Source organism: Leptospira alstonii serovar Sichuan str. 79601 (assembly GCF_000347175.1).
Taxonomy (GTDB): domain Bacteria; phylum Spirochaetota; class Leptospiria; order Leptospirales; family Leptospiraceae; genus Leptospira; species Leptospira alstonii.
The window spans coordinates 18760-36587 of sequence record NZ_ANIK01000081.1 but is presented as its reverse complement, the minus strand read 5'-3'; the positions used below and the strand labels follow the sequence as shown (position 1 = coordinate 36587).

General features: G+C 43.0%; 11 protein-coding genes and 1 pseudogene. 6 read left to right on the top strand and 6 right to left on the bottom strand.

From position 1 onward, the window contains the following. Positions 1-126 precede the first annotated feature (126 nt). Complete coding sequence (locus LEP1GSC194_RS15720; protein ID WP_020774515.1) at positions 127-4962, bottom strand: DUF4132 domain-containing protein; 4836 nt, start codon at positions 4960-4962, stop codon at positions 127-129. A gap of 673 nt (positions 4963-5635) precedes the next feature. On the opposite strand from LEP1GSC194_RS15720, the gene LEP1GSC194_RS15715 reads away from it, so the two are divergent. The 3 genes from LEP1GSC194_RS15715 (at position 5636) to LEP1GSC194_RS15700 (ending at position 10823) form a co-directional block, all read left to right on the top strand. Next, entirely contained in the window at positions 5636-8623 is a 2988-nt protein-coding gene (locus LEP1GSC194_RS15715) for a TonB-dependent receptor plug domain-containing protein (RefSeq protein WP_020774502.1), read from the top strand. Positions 8624-9298: 675 nt separating this feature from the next. Next, on the top strand, positions 9299-10048 hold the full coding sequence (locus LEP1GSC194_RS15705; protein WP_020774493.1) for a YebC/PmpR family DNA-binding transcriptional regulator: 750 nt from the start codon (positions 9299-9301) through the stop codon (positions 10046-10048). A gap of 250 nt (positions 10049-10298) precedes the next feature. After that, a complete protein-coding gene (locus LEP1GSC194_RS15700; RefSeq protein ID WP_231384476.1) occupies positions 10299-10823 on the top strand; it encodes a crossover junction endodeoxyribonuclease RuvC in 525 nt (174 codons plus the stop codon). A 166-nt stretch (positions 10824-10989) separates the two neighbouring features. Here the strand turns inward: LEP1GSC194_RS15700 and LEP1GSC194_RS15695 are convergent, their stop codons facing one another. The 5 genes and pseudogenes from LEP1GSC194_RS15695 to LEP1GSC194_RS22730 all read right to left on the bottom strand — a co-directional run bounded on the left by LEP1GSC194_RS15695 (position 10990) and on the right by LEP1GSC194_RS22730 (position 14406). Beyond that, a complete protein-coding gene (locus tag LEP1GSC194_RS15695; protein WP_051185261.1) occupies positions 10990-11484 on the bottom strand; it encodes a rhodanese-like domain-containing protein in 495 nt (164 codons plus the stop codon). Positions 11485-11814: 330 nt separating this feature from the next. After that, positions 11815-12732, bottom strand: coding sequence for an esterase/lipase family protein (locus LEP1GSC194_RS15690; RefSeq protein WP_020774503.1), 918 nt, complete (start codon positions 12730-12732; stop codon positions 11815-11817). A 126-nt stretch (positions 12733-12858) separates the two neighbouring features. Continuing rightward, positions 12859-13254 carry a peptide-methionine (R)-S-oxide reductase MsrB gene (gene msrB / locus LEP1GSC194_RS15685; protein ID WP_196809723.1) on the bottom strand — a complete coding sequence of 132 codons (396 nt, stop codon included), beginning with the start codon at positions 13252-13254 and terminating at the stop codon, positions 12859-12861. A gap of 355 nt (positions 13255-13609) precedes the next feature. Beyond that, positions 13610-14221 (bottom strand): TetR/AcrR family transcriptional regulator, encoded by a 612-nt coding sequence (locus LEP1GSC194_RS15680; protein WP_002995249.1) that lies wholly within the window; start codon positions 14219-14221, stop codon positions 13610-13612. After that, positions 14202-14406, bottom strand: a pseudogene (locus LEP1GSC194_RS22730) (hypothetical protein). The gene LEP1GSC194_RS15680 and the pseudogene LEP1GSC194_RS22730 overlap by 20 nt, the downstream one beginning before the upstream one ends. Here LEP1GSC194_RS22730 and LEP1GSC194_RS15675 point away from each other — a divergent pair. From LEP1GSC194_RS15675 to LEP1GSC194_RS15665, 3 genes are all read left to right on the top strand, one after another. Further along, positions 14402-15262, top strand: a complete 861-nt coding sequence (locus LEP1GSC194_RS15675; protein ID WP_020774511.1) for an acyl-CoA thioesterase — start codon at positions 14402-14404, stop codon at positions 15260-15262. The pseudogene LEP1GSC194_RS22730 and the gene LEP1GSC194_RS15675 overlap by 5 nt on opposite strands. Positions 15263-15305: 43 nt before the next feature. Then, complete coding sequence (locus LEP1GSC194_RS15670; protein ID WP_020774508.1) at positions 15306-16631, top strand: thiolase family protein; 1326 nt, start codon at positions 15306-15308, stop codon at positions 16629-16631. 437 nt (positions 16632-17068) lie between these two features. Next, positions 17069-17827 (top strand): biotin--[acetyl-CoA-carboxylase] ligase, encoded by a 759-nt coding sequence (locus LEP1GSC194_RS15665; RefSeq protein ID WP_021064462.1) that lies wholly within the window; start codon positions 17069-17071, stop codon positions 17825-17827. Position 17828 lies beyond the last annotated feature (1 nt).

Below are 17828 nucleotides of genomic sequence, written 5' to 3'. Positions count from 1 at the left end.
TGGATAGGAAATTTACAGAAGTAGGAGAATTCTACTTTGTTTAGAGTCTGATTTTTTTTGTACTGAAAAAGACCTAACCACTATTTCCTAACCACTGACTCCTAGAATCTAACTACTGATTCCTATTCACTGACCACTAATAATCGCGTTTAAAAAGTCCGGATCCGTTTTGTAAAAGTCGAAATCTCTTTCGTTCTTAAATTCATCCGCTTTCTTGCCCAATTCTAAAGCCTTAGGAATCGTCTGCAACATAAGATCTTTTTGTTGCGTCAACGCGTAGTAGCAGGCCAGATTGAACGGAATCCTTGCATTGATGTACTGATCCCCCGTCATTTGAAATCCGAGCTTCAAAATTTCTTCGTCCTTTAAGATGGCGGCTAACGCAAATACGTCCGCCGCAAAAACCTCCGCCTTACGGTAGTATCCTTCGGAAATTTTTAATTTCACTTCCCATTGATTGAGTTTTAAAAAGTCCTCCGCCTTGGTGAGAAACAAATGTTTGATCTTGGTCTTTGCTTCCGGATATTTTCTTCCATTCAACAAATTCATATATTTTGCATATTCGAACTCGCACCATTGTTTCAAACGATCGAATTCTTCGCTTTCAAAATAGATCTTTTTCAAGGACTTCATGTTGGAAAGAAAATCCGGAACGTCCTTCAGTCCGGTTTTTCGTAGATACAAAGTAGTGAGGGAAGTCAGTTTTTCAATCTCTTTCGGCAAGGAATTGATCTGTGTGATGTCCAGATCCAAAACTTTCAAAGCGCTTAAATTTCCGATCGATTCTGGTATGGAAGAAATCGGATTTCCATGCAAACGCAGGCCTTTCAGATTTTTCAAAGAGACGACCTCTTCCGGGAAGATAGTCAATTTATTTTTTCCTAAACTTAAATCTTCCAGTTGGGTCAGAGCCCCGATCGTAGAAGGGATTTTGGAAAGTTCATTTCCGTTTAAGTAGATATATGTGAGAAAGGAAAGTTTCTCAATTCCATCCGGTAGGGAAGAAATCTGATTCGATTGAACATAAAGTGTTTGGAGATTTTTTAAGGACAACACAGGGTCCGGAAAAATCGAAAACTGATTGGAATCGATATCAAGCCTTGTCAGTTGATCCAAAGTTCCGATCTCTGTGGGCAATGTCTTCAAGGCGTTTTGGCTCAAATCCAAACTGGTAAGACGTTTGAGATTTCCGATACTTTCCGGAATTTCCGTAAGATTACAATTACACATAGAAAGAGAAGTCAAACTTTTGAACGTAGCCACAGCAACGGGAAAACGATCGAATTTAGTTCCTCGTAAATCCAAACTGATCTTCGCTTTGGATTCGTTTAACAATTTACTGCAATCGAAATCAGTTTCAAAACCTTGAATGTAGCCTAGTTCTACTTCCTCCAATTGTGTGCAGGAAGAAAGAACTTCGAGATCCTTTACGTTCCATTTGGACAGTTTGATTTTTTTGAGATTTTTCAATTCCGCCAAAGGAGAAGTGTCTTTTACCGGTTCGTCTATTTCCAGCTCTTCCAGTTTCGGGAAAAATTTCAATTCCTGGATCGTAGTGATTTTATCGGAACGGCCCAGGTCCAATTTTGTAAGATTTCCGATCTTCTTATGGTTTTTGGACTTTGTGATTTCATGAGAATTGGAAAGAAGTTTTTTCCAAGCGGCCGGTAATCCGTTGTAAATTTCGGTATAATCGATTTCATCGAATACTTCCTCTTTCTTTTCCGGAGTTTTGAGATTTTCCAGTAAAATTCCCGCCGCTTCCTTCAAACTGGTTTCATTCGAGTTTGGATAAGAAAATCCGGTCACTTGTAACAAACCGTGAAGGGTTTCGCTAAAGGCAACCGGATTGATTTCCTCCAAAGATAACTTCGCTTCCTTGTCTTCGTAAGAAGAAGGTTCTCGAAGGCCCTTGACAAAATAAGCGCCTTCCAGTTCCAGATCCTGTCCTCCTATGTTTCCATAGGAAAGATCGTCTCCGTCGTATCGTATAACAGCGGTTACATCATCGGATAGGAATTGTTTGGAATGTTCGTCGATTCCTCCTCCGTCTCCCGCCGCTCCCCGAGACCAGCCCATTTTCTCCAGCCCGAACACGAGCAGTTCCGCTTTTACTTTTTGATCCTTAAAACCCGGAATGTCTTTTTTAAGTTTATCTTCTTCGGAAAGAACGTATACGGGTCTTCCCAGTTGTAAAAACGGAGGAATGATTTCATAATCGCCAAACAATTGTCCCCAGGATTTTTTCTCCTCTGGGGAAAGTAATAACGGATGAACGATTCCGACGTAGGCTCCTCCCTGAAGGTTTAAGGATTTATCATATACGTCCGCATAATCCTGTTCGTCGGTAAGTCTAAATACTTCGATCGATTTGTCTCGATCCGGAAAACAAACCCACCAGAGAATCGTTTTTGCGATATGAGTCATTAACGGATGTTTGGCGATCAACATTTCCCATTCGGTCACCTTCCATCTTCTTCCGGTTACCATGGCCTGTTCCATTCTTTGCGCGTGGATTTTACCGATTTCACGGATTTGTTTTTTCATCAGCTTCCATTCTTCCACGGAAGCGTTCGCTAGGTCTGCGTCGTCTTTTGAATTCGGCTTTGGTAGATCGTCTTTTATTTTACCTTCTTCGTCTTTTATCATCGGTTTTAGATCGGGACCGAGTACGAATTGAAATTTACGAGAACCGAAATCGAATTCCCTTTTTCCTTGTTCGTCCAAACCGCAATCCGGAACCACACGATCTTCGAGTTCCGATTTTCTAAGTCCTTTTTTCTTGGCGATGGATTCCATAAAGGTATTGGCCATTTCTTTGAGCCCTTTGAACTTCACCTTTTGAGCGATTCCGTTCAATTGCATAAGCGCCGTATCCGAGCCGATCGTTTTTAAAATTTCCAAACCTAAAACCGCGCGTTGGTGTTGGGATTCTCCCGGCCACACTTTGATGAGAGGGGTCAGTTTGAGAGCGATTCGATCTCCGCCTAATCGACCTAAGGCGGTAAAAGCCCATTTGTCTTTGCTGGGCGCGCCGAGGGAAATCCAGAGTTCGAAAAGTTTCCAAACGAAATCGTCCAGGCTGGTAACTTCTGCTTGTTCTTTTAAACCTTTCAAAAGAGGAGAATCCGCTTCCAAACCTTTTTCTTTCAACTCGGACAAAACCGCAGCCGTTTGCGGAGCGGAAAGTTTTCGTTTTTGGATTAGAATCGGAGGAAGTTCTTCCGGAACGACCCAGGCGATCGGTTTTCCTTTGGGAACTGCTTGGATCGCTTTCGAGAGCCACTCGGGAGTCGTGGAATCGTCGAAAGGCTCCGCCATCAAAGTAGAATTTTCTAATATTTCATTTTTGATTTTTTCCTGAATTTCGGCGGAATGTTTTTCGTTTTCTTGAACGATTTCCTCGCCGTAACCCCTTGCAAAAAGAGATTGTAGAATGTCCATCGCCAAGTCGGAAATTTTTTTGTCTTTGTCGACGACCGCCGGGACGAGCCCTTCGATCGCAAAATACGGATGATCGATGAACCAGCTTTTCGTTTCCGCCGCCAATTTGGGAACTGCGTAAAGATATAACAACGGTTTAGCGACTTCCGGCGCCTTGATTCCCAGAAATAACTTGAGCATCTCTTTATACCCATCGTTATTGTAATTTTGAAAAACTCCTTTGACGGAGAGGGCAACCCACTCAAGATCGGAATATCCCGTAATCCCGAGCCAACGTTTTATCTCCTCGGCGGAATCGAGCAAATGTCCGATATGCCGCATATTGCGTTTTACAATTTCAGAATTTTCTAATAAAAAGACGATGTTTTTACGGTATTCCGAATGCGTATAATTGACGGCCGGCTCTTTCCGCTGCCAAGATTCCACGATCGGCAATAATTCCTCTTTCATTCCCAGACCCAAAGCGATCAGGAAAGGAGCGATGGCGTCTTTGGATTCCAATTCTTTCGGTTTTAAATAAGGTTTGATCCATTCCTTACAATGCGCTCGCTCCGATTCGTCCAAAATCGGCAAAAGACTCGCAAAACCTTCCACATAAGTTCCATCCGTGTAATATTGGTCTTTCAGATGATAGGTCGCTAAAAAATGAACCGTCTTTTCCAATCCGAATAGATGATAGAATGGAAGTGTAATATACGAAGGAGGTGTGATTCTTTTTTCTTCCCATCTGTCTTCTTTCCGCTCTAAAAGAGTCATGGCTTTTTCGAGAGAAAGATTTCCGTCTATGGTTTGAGAATCGAGGAACTCCTGAAGTTTTTGGATGGTTCGTTTGTTTTTTTTATCCTCGTAATCATCTATGGTTTCCATTTTACTGAGGACCAGAAACCAAAAATGGGCTTCTTGTTTGCTCATAAACAAAGGAATGTCTTGGTTCGTCCAATCCACGTTCCTCCCGTAATCTCCTCTTTTTAAGGAAGAAAGTCTTTCGATTCTTGTTTTGAGGTCGAAAGGTTTCGGTTCTTCTTTGGGAAGAATCGGAACGACGTTGGAACGGATTTGCAGATCCTCTTTGGAAAGCCCCAAAGTTTTTTCGATCCGTTCTTTTAGTTTTTTTGCTTCGGTTTTGTTGATGCCGTTTTTTGAATTTGTTTCCGCCGCTTTGTGGGTTGCAGAGCCGTTGGTTGCGGATTTATCTGTTGTTTGCTTTGCTTCGGTTTTTGCGCCGTTTGTTTCCAAAGTCTCCGTCTTACTTTTTGCGGGCTTTTTCTCCGCTAATTTTGGGGAAGCGGTCGCGACGGCAATTTCGGTTTCGCCGGAATTTTGATAACCCTTCTTCAATTTCTCACTCAAAAGTTTCTGGGCTTCTTTCAGACACTTGTCTTCGTTATCGAAAGTTTTGGTCTGTGTCTGCCCGCTCGTTCCGATTTTTCCGTAAGTTACTGTGAACGAATTTTCGCTTACTTCTATGTTCCAGAATTTATTGGAGCTTCCGTCTTGGTATGTGAGTTGGTGTTTCATGATTTTCCTTTTTAATAGAGATATTTATTTCATTGAGACTTGATTTTGTTTTTACGAAGAGTTTTGTTATCCGCGTTTGATTGTTTCTAATTGTCTCGCCTTCCTATGGGGCGCTCGATGGGTCGCGTTAAAAAACTCATGCAATGCTCACTACGGATTGCGTTGCAGGGCGCTCATCTTTGCTTCGCAAAGAGCCGTCGCTTCGCTTTGGCTATCTCGCTTCCTATGGGGCGCTCGATAAATTCGAATGAAAAAAACAGAATGAGTAAAACGAGCAAGGTTTATTTTGGGTTTCTTCCCTAATTGATAAAGAAACTTATTATACCTTTCACGGAACTGGACGCCTCGTTTTTTGAACTCCCTTTCCGGATTGTGTGACTCAACGTTTTCTCTTAATATCGATTACCCTGAACATTTGAATTCTGGTCACAGCCCTAAATTTGTATATACGCCGTATCTTCTAATCCTGCCATTCGTTATGGTGCATCTTATAAAATGATGAATCTTTTTTTCATTTTTTGTAAGTTCGGAAAAGAGAGTTCGTTCTTAAATTGCCAAATCGAGGAATGCGGATTTGGACAAAACTCTTAGGAAATCTTTGGACGTAGTCGTCAAAAAATTTATGGATTGAAATAGAAACCCTTATCTATTTTTTGAAACTTCCGAGAAGGTTATGGAAAGATTTTTGCAAAATCCGTTTTTAAGCAAAATCGTATCGATTTCGACTAACTTCTATTTTTTCCGTTTTGTTTTTTTACAACGTATCCCAAAACCTAATTCTACCTTATCAGAAAGATCAAGCTGCAAGGTTCTGTTTCGGTTTTGGGAAAAGTTCTTATATTCGTATATCAAAAATAATTTATCACGGTTTCAAATTGCTTTTATTCGAAAAGTATGTATTTTTAATATACGTTATTATCGGCTTCATCTTTCGATTTTGTTCCTCACTCGATTCCGGTTCGGTTTTTTTGTAGTCGGAATTCTATTCCAACTTTCACCTTTGTTCGCGCAAAAACCCTTGCAGGTAGAAGTGGTCATCATGGACGAAACGGGAAACCACGCGGTCTCCAACACTCCCGTAGTATTTCAAGAAATCGGAAAGTATCTCATTACAAACGGAGAGGGTTCCGTAAAAGTGAACTTTCCTTTTCCGGGAACCTACAATCTTAGAATCATGACTTCGGAAAAGGTTTTTAAAAAGACCGTAACCGTGGAACACGACGGTCAGAAAAAATTTCTTTTTGTGCGCAAACCCGTTCCCGGAGAAATCAACGTTTACGGTGAAAAGGATTTGGAATCTCTTTCCAGATACACTCTTCATCAAGAGGAGATCCAAAGATTACCCGGAGCCCAGAACGATGCGCTCAAAGCGATTCAAACTCTTCCTGGCATTACGGCGGTTCCTCCGATCGGGCTTTCCTCTTCTTCGTTTAACAATTTGGTGAACAGCGTGGGCAACTCCAATCCTTATTCGAACAGCGAACGCGGATTTTTGGTCATGCGCGGAGGAGGCACTCTCGCAAACGGTTATTATCTGGACGGTTTTCCGATGTCCTATCCGTATCACCTGGGCGACCAATCTTCCGTATTAAATAATAATATTATAAAGTCTTTTAACGTTTATTCCGGGTCGTTTCCCGTGCAGTTCGGATTCGCAACCGGAGGAATCATCGACATTCGAACGCCCGATGCCGTCGCCAAAACTTTCTCCGTTATGAACCTGAACACGTTTCTCTCCGACGTATATCACCAGAACAAAATCGCCGAAAATTTGTATGCGATCGTTTCCGCGAGAAAGTCCTATCCGAACGTCGCTCTTTTAAAATTATATCCCGACGGAATTCCCAAGGACGCTAAATACGCGGACTATGAGGATTATCAAGCCAAGTTCAACTGGAAACCGGGAAACAATCATACGTTTAACGTTCTGTTGTTCGGAGCCAAGGATAAGCAGAAATATACGAAGGCTCAGGACGATTTTGAAAACAGTAAAAAGGAATTTCTAGGACTTTCGACTTTGCAGGAAGCCGCTTCGGGTCGTCCTCCGGTCGGCCTGGATCGATTGTTTAGAACGAGCGGATTTCGATATACTTACAATAACAAATCCTGGTTGGAAACTTCCATATCCGTTTCCAATAATTACTTTAAGGAATATTTCGAAGTGGATTTCAAAAATCCTCTGACCGCGGAACAGATTTTCGATCTTCAAAACGTTACGACTCAAAACGTAAATTTCGTCGAAAACAACACGAAAATCAATCTGATTGAAAGGCATCTAACGTTCCGTTTCGGGGGACAACTCAGGGATAAAACGATTCAACTTCAGGGTGAAGACATAAAATCTTCCAATGCGACCTTTCTGGATTTTTTCAACGACTTGTTGGATTCCAATCGTCAATTTCGCGCTCTGATCGAAGGGGATTCCATACATACGAGAGAGATTGCGGGTTTTGCCGAGATGGAATTTAAGATCGGAGGTTTTAGCGTTCTTCCGGGATACAGACATGACTACTACGATAAGGTCCACGAAAAAAGGGACGCGTTTCGAGGAAGAGCGGAATACGAGATTTTAAAAACCGGAACAAAATTCTTAGCGGGAACGGGAGAACACTACAACGCTCCTCTTCAGATCGAACAATTTTCTTTTCGATCCGGAAATCCGAATTTAAAGATGGAACACTCGATCCATTCTTCCGGTGGAATCGAACAAAGGATTTCTTCGGATTATCTGATCAAGGCGGAAGGTTTTCACAATCAATATTCTAATCTTGTGACTCCCGACTCGTATGTTCAAGACCCTTATCAACCTAACAACGAAAAACGGGACATCGTCAATCATCCGGACGACGTTCAAGAAAATCCTCTGATCGTAAGGAACATGAATTATTCCAACTCAAGAGACGGTTTTTCGAGAGGGGTCGAGTTTTTTTTGAAAGCTAACCAAGGTTCCGCTCGCAGATTTTTCGGTTGGATTTCTTATACCAATTCCATTTCAAAAAGAAACAATCATCAACCTCAACTTACGGACGACGAGGAAAATCAAAGAACCAGGGACAACAGAGGTCATAGACTTCAGTATCAGATCCACGAAGGCGGGCATTATCTCAATTATTACGACGACGGAAAATACGAACTGCTTGTGGACAACGACAAACTTCTGTTATACGACTACGATAGAACTCATGTCCTGAACTTCGTTTTTGCCTGGAAGCTCGGTCAGAGTTGGCAGTTTGGCAGTAAATACACTTATCTCACGAACGTTCCGATGACGCCTATCGCGGATTCTTCCAAGGCTTCGGCGGTTGCGTCGACCGGAATCAATCTTTACAATCCAACGTATTCCGAATATTATAATTCCGGAAGATGGCCCGACTTTCATCAATTGGATATTCGAATCGATCGTTTTATGAACTACGAATGGGGTTACGTGAACACGTACGTGGAGTTGATCAATTTTTTCGGAAATAGAAATCAGATCAGTCAGACCTTCAACAATTTCGGTCCTTATTCGAGGAACGCCGTTACCAATCCTTTGACGGGAATTACCACTCCAAGTAATCCCGCTCCGGTTTATAACTCCAATTACATCGAGTCGACCGTAATCGGTGGAAAGGTGAAATACTATCCGTTGATCAGCATCGGAATGCAGATTAAGTTTTAGAAAAATATTGGAGCTTGTCCCAAAACTTCAAAGGAAATTTGCAGGAGTTCCCGCAGATTAAGTCTCTTTGGGGTCTTTAGGCTTTCGTACGATTTTGCTTATCGTTTAGAAACGTAGTAGTTCCCACATTTTCAGATTTTGGGACAAGCTATAGAGTTGTTGAAAGATTCGATGACGGAGTTTAACAAAACCGCCAAATCGTCCGTTTCAATGAAACGGAAAGGGATGGAGAATTGTTTTTTCAACAACTCTAATATATAACTCGATTATATATTTAAAATAAAATATTATTCTAATGTACGAAGCGCTAGGGATGTGGAGCGTGCGCAGCAGTCGTCTCGTGAGAGACGACCGGAGGCGAACGCCGTAGCGCGAAACAAGCCCGGCCTGCGCCTTTTCTCATTTAATCTTTGTTTTACGATTGGTAAAGGCGCAGGAGCGCCCGGACTTTTTCGGATTTTTTTGCCGATCTTAAATTTTAGAAATTCTTTTTGCGAATCCGAAATTCGATTTTGAGAACCGTTGCGATTTTGAATCGGTTCTAATTTTAGCCTTTAACTTTGCGAACTATTCCTTCCGAAAAGGATGGACAGAATGTCTTTTTTTTGATTTCTGGAAAGTATCATTCGGATCCAACCTCGTTGGATCTATCATCAAAAGCAAGGAATAACAATCATGTCCGGACATTCGAAATGGGCGACGATCAAACGCAAGAAAGACGCGATCGATTCCAAACGCGGTGCCATTTTTACGAGAGTGGGAAAAGAAATCACGGTAGCCGCAAAGATGGGCGGAGGAGAACCGGAAGGAAATCCGAGACTCAGACTTGCGATACTGAAAGCCAAGTCGGTGAACATGCCCAAGGACAATATTGAAAGGGCGGTAAAAAAAGGAACCGGAGAATTGGAAGGAGTCACTTACGAAGAATGTCTCTATGAATGTTTCGGACCCGGCGGCATTGCGATTATGGTTTCCGCGGTGACCGATAAAAAATCCAGAACCACTCCGGAAGTGAAAAGTATTCTTACGAAGCTCGGAGGATCTCTGGCGACGTCCGGTTCCGTGAGTCGGCTCTTTGAAAGAAAGGGTGTGATCGTTTTGGAATCGTCTCAAATCGGAGAAGACGAACTCGTGGATCTTGCGGTAGGCGCCGGAGCGGAAGACGTAATCAACGAAGGCGAAGTTTATCGAGTCGTCACGGCTCCGGACGATTACGAAACCGTTTTACACGCGTTAAACGAAAAGGGACTCAAGTCGGAAGAGTCGGAAATTCGTTATATTGCTTTGGTGAGTTCCGAAATCGCGGACAAGGAAGTTGCAGAAAAGGTAATGAAGTTGATCGACCAGCTGGACGGACACGACGACGTTACTTCAGTCACTTCCAACTTCGAATTGGCCGCTTCGCTCGAAAAAGAATTTGAGTGATTTTTAGGGAGTTTGTCCCGCTAATCATTGCGGGAATTGACTTTCAATCTTGAAAGCGGTCGGGACGGATTCTCGATATTTCTTGTCTTTTTCCGGAAATAAACGGGAAAGAATCCCGATAGAACTTGCCCCAAAATCCCAAGAAGGATCCGGCAAGTTTTTAAGACAATGCGGGAGTTCCCACAGAATATGTCTCTTCGGCGTTTTTATGGACGTCGTAAATTTAAAATTCATCTATAGAAGTTCTCTTATGTTAAAAAAAAACGATCATTCCTTGAGAATCATCGGAATCGATCCGGGTTCGCATCGGGCCGGTTATGCGGTTTTGGAAAAAGCCTCGTCTAAGATCCGAATCTTAACGTATGGAACCGTCGAGGTCCCTTCCGGAACTCCGAGTCCGGAAAATCTTTTGATTCTGCGGAAAGGATTGAGGGAAGTTCTGGAAACGTTCAAACCTTCCGTCGCCTCGGTCGAGGAAATGTTTTTTGCGAAGAATAAAAAAACGGCTTCCCGCGTATTCGAGTCCAGGGGCGTTCTTTTAGTTACATTAGCGGAAATGAATATTCAAATTTTGGAACCTACTGTTTCCCAGATCAAAAAAGGAACCACGGGAAGCGGAACCGCCGACAAAAAACAGATCCGTCAGGCGTTGAAACTTCTGCTAGGCGTGGACTTGCTTGCGGGACACGACGATTCCTGGGACGCGGTCGCGGCGGCCTACGTCGGTCTTTCCATTAGCTCCAGCCCTTTGTTTGCGGCGCGGAAGTTGTCGTAATTCCGACAGATTTACAGCGTGTCCCAAAACTTAATTTTACATTATCAAAAAGATCAAGCTGCAAGGTTCTTATCTTCAGATCCAAAAGTACTTGTGGGGTTGGTTATGAGCGACTTGAGCGGAAAGCCGTCGTATCTCCGACGCACAGGATCGAATTTTCTTTCTATTATTCCACTTCCGTTCCTTCAAAGGGAAGTTTTGTCGTTTTAACGTCCAGCAAGGGCCCGAGTTCGTAGACGTTGGTATATCCGTAAATTTTTAAGGAAACGAATGTGGATAAATTCAAAGAAGCCGGAGGCGCCTTGGCTGCAAATGCCTGCGGACTTCCCGTAAAATTGTTATTGCAGTAGATTAGAATTTTTGAATTTAGGTTCGGGATCGTTTCTGCAAGGGATTCTTTCGTAAATTCGGTGAACGGTAGGCTGACCGCGCCTTTGATATGTCTGAGTTTGTAACGGGATTCGCTGCGAGCGTCCAAAAGAATCACATCCTCGTTTTCGATCATCTTTAAGAAATCCTCTTCCGTCAGACGTTTGGATTCCCTTTCATCTGAAAAGGAATTTACCGCATTTTGAAATGCTTTGTAGTCGATCAGTCGATTCGGGATTTTGTTTTTCGTTTTAACCGCCGGTTTCCCCTTTCCCGGCAGAATGTTACTCATACAAAGACTCAGTAAAAGAAAGAAAAAAATTCTCATGAAAGTTTCTCCGTAAGGATTGGAATTTTTCGGTTTTAAAATTCGAATGTCAACCTGAAATGATTGCGATTGAGAAAATTAAGCGTAGTTTATCAACGATCGGATCTTTAAAAATCTAAAAGAAAACGCGATCAAAGAAGCGCGATTTAAAAGAATCATCGCCTAATATACGTTAAAGAAAATTTATTTTGAAATCGCCAGACCACCGGGCTTTCAGCGAGACGCTTTAGTTGTACATCGATCCTTTACGCGGAGATTTACAAGTTTAAGATCTAACTTTTAAAACGCGGCGGGTTATCTTTTCTTCTTTTTCTTTGCCGGAGTCGATTTTTTCTTAGGAACCGATTTCGGCTTTGCGGGTTTTGAAGAGGTGGAACTTTTTTTAGGGGCGGACTTTTTTTTGGACGCAGGCGCGGGGGATTTGGAAAGAGTTTTGGAAAGTTCGACAACTTCCGGTTGTTTAGAAGATTCTACTTTTCTAATAATCGGTTTCGGGTCCTTCTTTTCTTCCGCGGTGATCAAATCGAACAGACATTCGATTCCGAGCGGACCCATAAATAAATTCAAATGACCGGCTTCGGGAAGTTCCACGTCGTCAAAATGACCTAAACGAGAATTTTCGGGAGGAAGGATGATTTGATCTTTTTGCGTAAAAACGGATTGAACGTTCGGTAATTTTTCGAATACGGCGCCGACTTCTCGAATGAACTTGGAATTCGGCATCATTTGCCAGCTACAAATAAACATGGGAAAGAAATAAGCGAGATAGGTTCCTCGAACGGGAGTTCCCGCAATGAAAATTTTTTTAACGCGGTCCCTTCCTTTATAGGTAAGACCGGAAGCGATCAAACCGCCGGTCGAGTGACCTACGAGATAACAGTCTTTGATATTTTTCTCGATCAGATACGTTTCTAAAAGTTTGCTTTTTTTTCGGATGTTTCCCACTTGAAATCCGAGGGGAACCGAGTAAACCGGATGTCCGTTTGCGGAAAGATGTTTTAACATCGGTTCCCAAGAAAGAGTTCTACCTAAAAATCCCGGAACCAACACGACAGGACGTTTATCACCTTCGGGAGAATCTTCCAATTGATTGAAAATTCCTATGATCGCGTGCCAGAGATAAAGAATCGAGTACCATTTTTCCGCTAAAAATTGAAGGATAGGATTTCGGACGGAACGATTGTCGGATACGTAGGCGAGGTGATCATTCATAAGGTTGCTCCCGGTTGAGTCCGGATGTAGGGTTGATTTTTCCTCTTTGCCGCTCCTTGAAAATCAAAAAACGAAAGGAGGAATATTTCCGGGCGTTGCAACGTTTCTCGAAAATTCGAGAAGATTCTATTCTTTCTGAAACTTTAAAGAAGCCGAATTGATGCAATAACGCAAACCGGTAGGCCTAGGTCCGTCGTTGAACACGTGACCTAAATGTCCGCCGCACTTCGAGCAAAGAACTTCGGTTCTTACCATTCCGTGACTGCTGTCTTTTTCTTCGTCAACCGCGCTTTCTTTTGCGGGTTGATAGAAGGAAGGCCAACCGGAACCGGATTCGTACTTGGTTTCGGAGGAGAATAAAACCGCGCCACAGGCCGCGCAAACGTAGTTTCCCTTATCGTGATTTTTATAAAGGGCGCCGGTAAAGGCCATTTCGGTTCCCTTTTGTCTTAGAACTTTATATTGTTCGGGAGTGAGTTCTTTTTTCCATTCGTCTTCGGATTTATTGATTTCGTACTTCATCTTTGCTCCTTTTTTGTTTAACTTGTCCGAGTCTCCGTTGGTATCACAACAACCGGCAAATAACAAGGAAACGGCGATAACCGAAAGTAAAATTCTATTTTTCATAACGGAAGATTCGTTTTGGATCTTGGATAAGTTACTGAAATCAGCCGTTTCGTTTTACAACAATGTTAGGCTTCACCAGCATTTAGGTCTTTTAATTCCTAATTTTGTTCATCAAACATCATGACATCTGTCAACGTTCTATGAGTCAGTGAATAGAAATCAGGGTTTCCTCAAAGGGCGACTGGGTTTTAACAAGGTAAAATTCCCTTACTCCGTAAATTAACTAACCACTGATTCCTAACATCTACCCCTAGTACCTGTATTCTTCCACGATCTCGCGGAGCGAATCGTCCATTTCACGGATAAAACGAAGTTCCTGAGTCATTCTCCACATCGTAACCGAACCGTGATAGGCCATCAAAATTCTCCTCGCAACGTATTGAATGTCCATGTTTCTTTTGAGCTGACCGGAACCGATCGCCTTTTGAAGATAGTCTCCGATCATGCGGGTCCATTTGCCGACGATGTCCTTTAAGAATTCCGTATATTCGGGATCGGAATCCATTACCTGACTCGCAAAACCCGCAAAAGGACATCCGACAAATTCTCCGTGGCGTATTTGTTTTTCTTTGAGAATCACCCAGGCTCTTAAAAATTCTCCGAGGTCCGGATAACGATCCATCAAATCTTGAAGATCGCTGAGAGTTTTCTCTTCCTGGCGCGCCAAATAGGCAAGGCCCAATTCTTTTTTGGAAGGATAATGATCGTACAGACTCGCCGCAACGGAATTGGATTCCTGAATGATCTGTCTCATACCGGTATTGGAAAAACCCTGCTTGTAGAAAAGAGAAGTGGCGGTGTCTAAAATTCTTTCCCGAACGCCTGTCCCTGATTCCTTTTTTTTACGCGGTTGAGTTTTCATGACGGAACGTCGTATGTCCAGAAATACTATAAGGTTCATTTTCCCATCCGAAAAAACTTCTGTCAATGACTTTGAAAGTGAGGGATAAAAAAACAGAACGAACGTTCTGTTTTTTTGTTTGATCTAAATTTAGCTCCGTCTAAATTAGGGTTAGAATCTCCAAAAATACGGAGGGCCGATATGATCGCGGATGAAATTCAACTCGTGACTCGGATATCCGATCTGGACACTCAGAGGCACGTGACCAGCAGAACTTACGAGAATTTCTGTCTGGAAGGCCGATTTCGGACCTTGGAAAAGAACGGTTTTTCCCTTAGGGAGATTTTGTCTCAAGGGATTGCGATTCATCCTTTGGAATCTCAGATTCGATTTTTTGCCCAGCAGATGGAAGGGGCCACTTTGAGGACGGAAACGACGGCTTTCTCTCTCAAAGACGGTAAAATTTTTTGGGATCAAAAAATTTTATCGGACGCGGGTATCCCTGCGGCGGAAATCAAAACCCTTACGTATTCGGAAAAAGACGAAAGTCCGATCGATCTTCTCCCTTATGAAAAAACGGAGATAACCGGATTCGATCAGTTCCAGCAAATTCCCGATTTCCGAGGAACTTGTAAGACTGTGGACACGGAGATGGTCACTCTGTACAGCGAGAGAAACATATTCGGAGAATACAATCCCGCTTATCTCTGGAGAATCGTGGAAGATGCCAGATGGTTTTTTTCCACCGAGACCGGTTTGACTCTCGAACGATTTGTGGAGATGGATACCACGATGTTTTTTATGGGCGGTGTGTTTCGATTTTTTCATCCCGTTCCCGCGGGAAGAAAAATCAAGGTAAGCACTTGGATCCATTCATTTGAAAAGATCCGGAGTTATATGAGGCACGAAGTTACGGACGTGGAAACCGGTCTAAGATATTTCGCGGTTCAGGACGAACAATTGGTGGTTTCGCTCGCCAAGTCCCGGCCGAAAAAGGCGCCCGAAGAGTTTCAGAAACTCGTGGGAGATTATGTTGAGAATTTTGAATATTCTCGAAAGTAAATATAGGATTTATGATTAAGAATTTGAAGTTTGGAGAAAGAAAATGAAATTAGCAAAACCATTGGCAATTTGTACACCAAGAAGAACTCCTTTTGCTCAGATCGCGAAAGCACTCGGACCGTATCCCGGACATCACCTGGGAAAAATAGTCGCGGAAGATATTCTCGCTAAAAGCAAACTGAAACCGTCTCGAATCGACGGGGTTGTCGTAGGAGAAGGATTCAGTAACGCGCCTAACTCCGCAAGAGTGATCGCAAATCTGGTCGGAATGAGAGACGAGATCGCCTGTATCACGGTCGCAAACAATTGCGTTTCCGGAATGGAAGCGGTTGCGGAAGCCGCTCGCAGAATCGTTCTCGGGGAAGGCGAAGTGTTTCTCGCGATCGGAGAGGAATCTCAAACTTCCATGCCTTTTATCGTTAAAGGCGCCCGTTTGAACAAAAAAGCGGGATCTCTGGATAAACTGAAAAAACTTCTTCCGGACAACCTACCGGAAGGTGTCGAACTGAGAGATACTCTGGAAGACGGCCTCGGAGACGGAGAGACTTCTTACGGCATGCAAGTGACCGCGGAAATCGTCGCTCAGAATTATGGTCTTTCTCGCGAAGTCCAAGACAAAATCGCTTTCGAATCTTTCAAAAGAGCATTAGAAGCTTCTAAAGCGGGTAGATACGCTCCTTACATTATTCCGATGAAAGACGACGAAGGAAACGAACTCGCCATCGACGAAGCGGTGGGTCTGCGCGAAGGTTTGGTGGAAAACCCGACTCGTATGGGACGCGCTATGCTTATGTTCGACAATCCGGGAATGAAATTCGAAGAGTTCAAAACGAAATACGCGAAGGATCTTAAAAAATCCCACGGTCCTACGGTTTCCATTTTTAACGCAAGTCCTCGTTCCGACGGAGCTGCGGGTGTGATCGTTACAACCGTTGAAAAAGCGAAAGAACTCGGACTGACAATCGAAGCCGTTGTATCCGGATGGCATATGAAAGGCGTTCATCCGAACAACATGGGAATCGGACAAGCCGTCGCCACCGAAGCTTTGTTAGCCGATGTAGGCCTTAAAATCCAGGACATCGATTACGTGGAAATCCACGAGGCGTTTGCTGCAACCGCAGTCGGGGCTCTGGAGCAGATCAAAATGGATACGGGTTGGGATTGGGAAAAATCTTTCGACGCCAAAAAAATCAATCCGAACGGCGGTTCCATCGCGATCGGTCATCCGTTCGGCGCGACCGGAATCCGTTTGATTGCGAACGCGATCATGGACTTAAAGGAAGATCCTTCCGCTAACAAAGTGGTGATCACCGCTTGCGCTCACGGCGGTATCGCCGGGTCCATGTTGATCGAAAGATACAAAGGTTAATTAGAACTTTAGATTTTTCTAAAGTGAAAATCGAACCCGTTTTTCTAAAAGAAGAATGGAAATTTAAAAGCCTCGGTTCAATACCGGGGCTTTTTATTTGAGGTTTAAAGGAATTATAAAACGATCCTCACTAAAAATAGTTATAATCTTGCCCTTAAGTAATAGGAACGGAACCAATTTTACTTTTTGATTCTTTAACAAAAACTCTCTATTTATAAATCGCCGTTAATTCAATCCGAAAGCGTTCAATTTGCGAATATCTTTGATTTTATCGTTTGAATTTTGTTGTACTGAAAAAAATTCGTTTCCAATTCGCGTTAAAGAAAGGATTCGCAAAGGATAAAAGTTTTAAACTTGATTATCATTTCGTATAAAACGATTTCGATTCGACCTTTTTTCTACTTGCGTAAACCGATCTTCCTACAATAGAATTAGGCATGCAGAATGTATTGCTTCAACCGGAAAAAGGAATCTTTATGGATTCCGTAACCTCTACAAATTCAATCATCAAAAGCCAGGAGTTCCCGCACGGAACTTGGATCGTCGCAGAAGAACAAACCGAGGGAAGGGGAAGAAAGGATCGAACTTGGGAAGTCTTTGGTGAAGAGTCTTTGATTTTTTCGGGAAAAATCGGTTTGGAAAATTTCGATGGCGGACCGGGGCTTTCCCTTTTTATAGGCACCGCCGTTTGTAAGGCGATTCTTTCCGTATATCCGGAACTCACTCGGGAAATCAAAATCAAATGGCCGAACGATTTGTATCGAGGAAGCAAAAAGGTTGCAGGAATTCTAATAGAATCCGAAGTGGAAGGTCCTTCCGCGACTTTAATCATAGGGGTCGGATTGAACTTATATGGAAAAAACGAATCGATTCCCGCTCATCTTCCGGATGCGGGTTTTTTAAATACGAATCCGAATCGAGCCGGTAAAAAAAGCGAGATTTTGGAAAAGCTGGTTCCGTTTTTGAACGAAGCGATTCTGCTTTGGAAGGACGTGGAAGGAAGAAAAAAAGAACTCATTTTGTTAAACGAACTCCTGCTCTGGAAGGGACAATCCGTTAGTTATACCGAAAATGGAAAATTACAAACGGGAATCTTGGAAGGACTTGGTGAAAACGGCTCTTTAATTCTAAAAACACCTTCCGGGACGAGCCTGGATTTCATTGACAGTCCGGAGGACTTCCATTCTCTAAACTAAA

Bases quoted from the DNA above. Each gene is read 5' to 3' on its own strand.
- LEP1GSC194_RS15720 (WP_020774515.1), bottom strand. From the start codon at position 4,962: ATGAAACACCAACTCACATACCAAGACGGAAGCTCCAATAAATTCTGG.
- LEP1GSC194_RS15715 (WP_020774502.1), top strand. From the start codon at position 5,636: ATGGAAAGATTTTTGCAAAATCCGTTTTTAAGCAAAATCGTATCGATT.
- LEP1GSC194_RS15705 (WP_020774493.1), top strand. From the start codon at position 9,299: ATGTCCGGACATTCGAAATGGGCGACGATCAAACGCAAGAAAGACGCG.
- LEP1GSC194_RS15700 (WP_231384476.1), top strand. From the start codon at position 10,299: ATGTTAAAAAAAAACGATCATTCCTTGAGAATCATCGGAATCGATCCG.
- LEP1GSC194_RS15695 (WP_051185261.1), bottom strand. From the start codon at position 11,484: ATGAGTAACATTCTGCCGGGAAAGGGGAAACCGGCGGTTAAAACGAAA.
- LEP1GSC194_RS15690 (WP_020774503.1), bottom strand. From the start codon at position 12,732: ATGAATGATCACCTCGCCTACGTATCCGACAATCGTTCCGTCCGAAAT.
- msrB (WP_196809723.1), bottom strand. From the start codon at position 13,254: ATGAAGTACGAAATCAATAAATCCGAAGACGAATGGAAAAAAGAACTC.
- LEP1GSC194_RS15680 (WP_002995249.1), bottom strand. From the start codon at position 14,221: ATGAAAACTCAACCGCGTAAAAAAAAGGAATCAGGGACAGGCGTTCGG.
- LEP1GSC194_RS15675 (WP_020774511.1), top strand. From the start codon at position 14,402: ATGATCGCGGATGAAATTCAACTCGTGACTCGGATATCCGATCTGGAC.
- LEP1GSC194_RS15670 (WP_020774508.1), top strand. From the start codon at position 15,306: ATGAAATTAGCAAAACCATTGGCAATTTGTACACCAAGAAGAACTCCT.
- LEP1GSC194_RS15665 (WP_021064462.1), top strand. From the start codon at position 17,069: ATGCAGAATGTATTGCTTCAACCGGAAAAAGGAATCTTTATGGATTCC.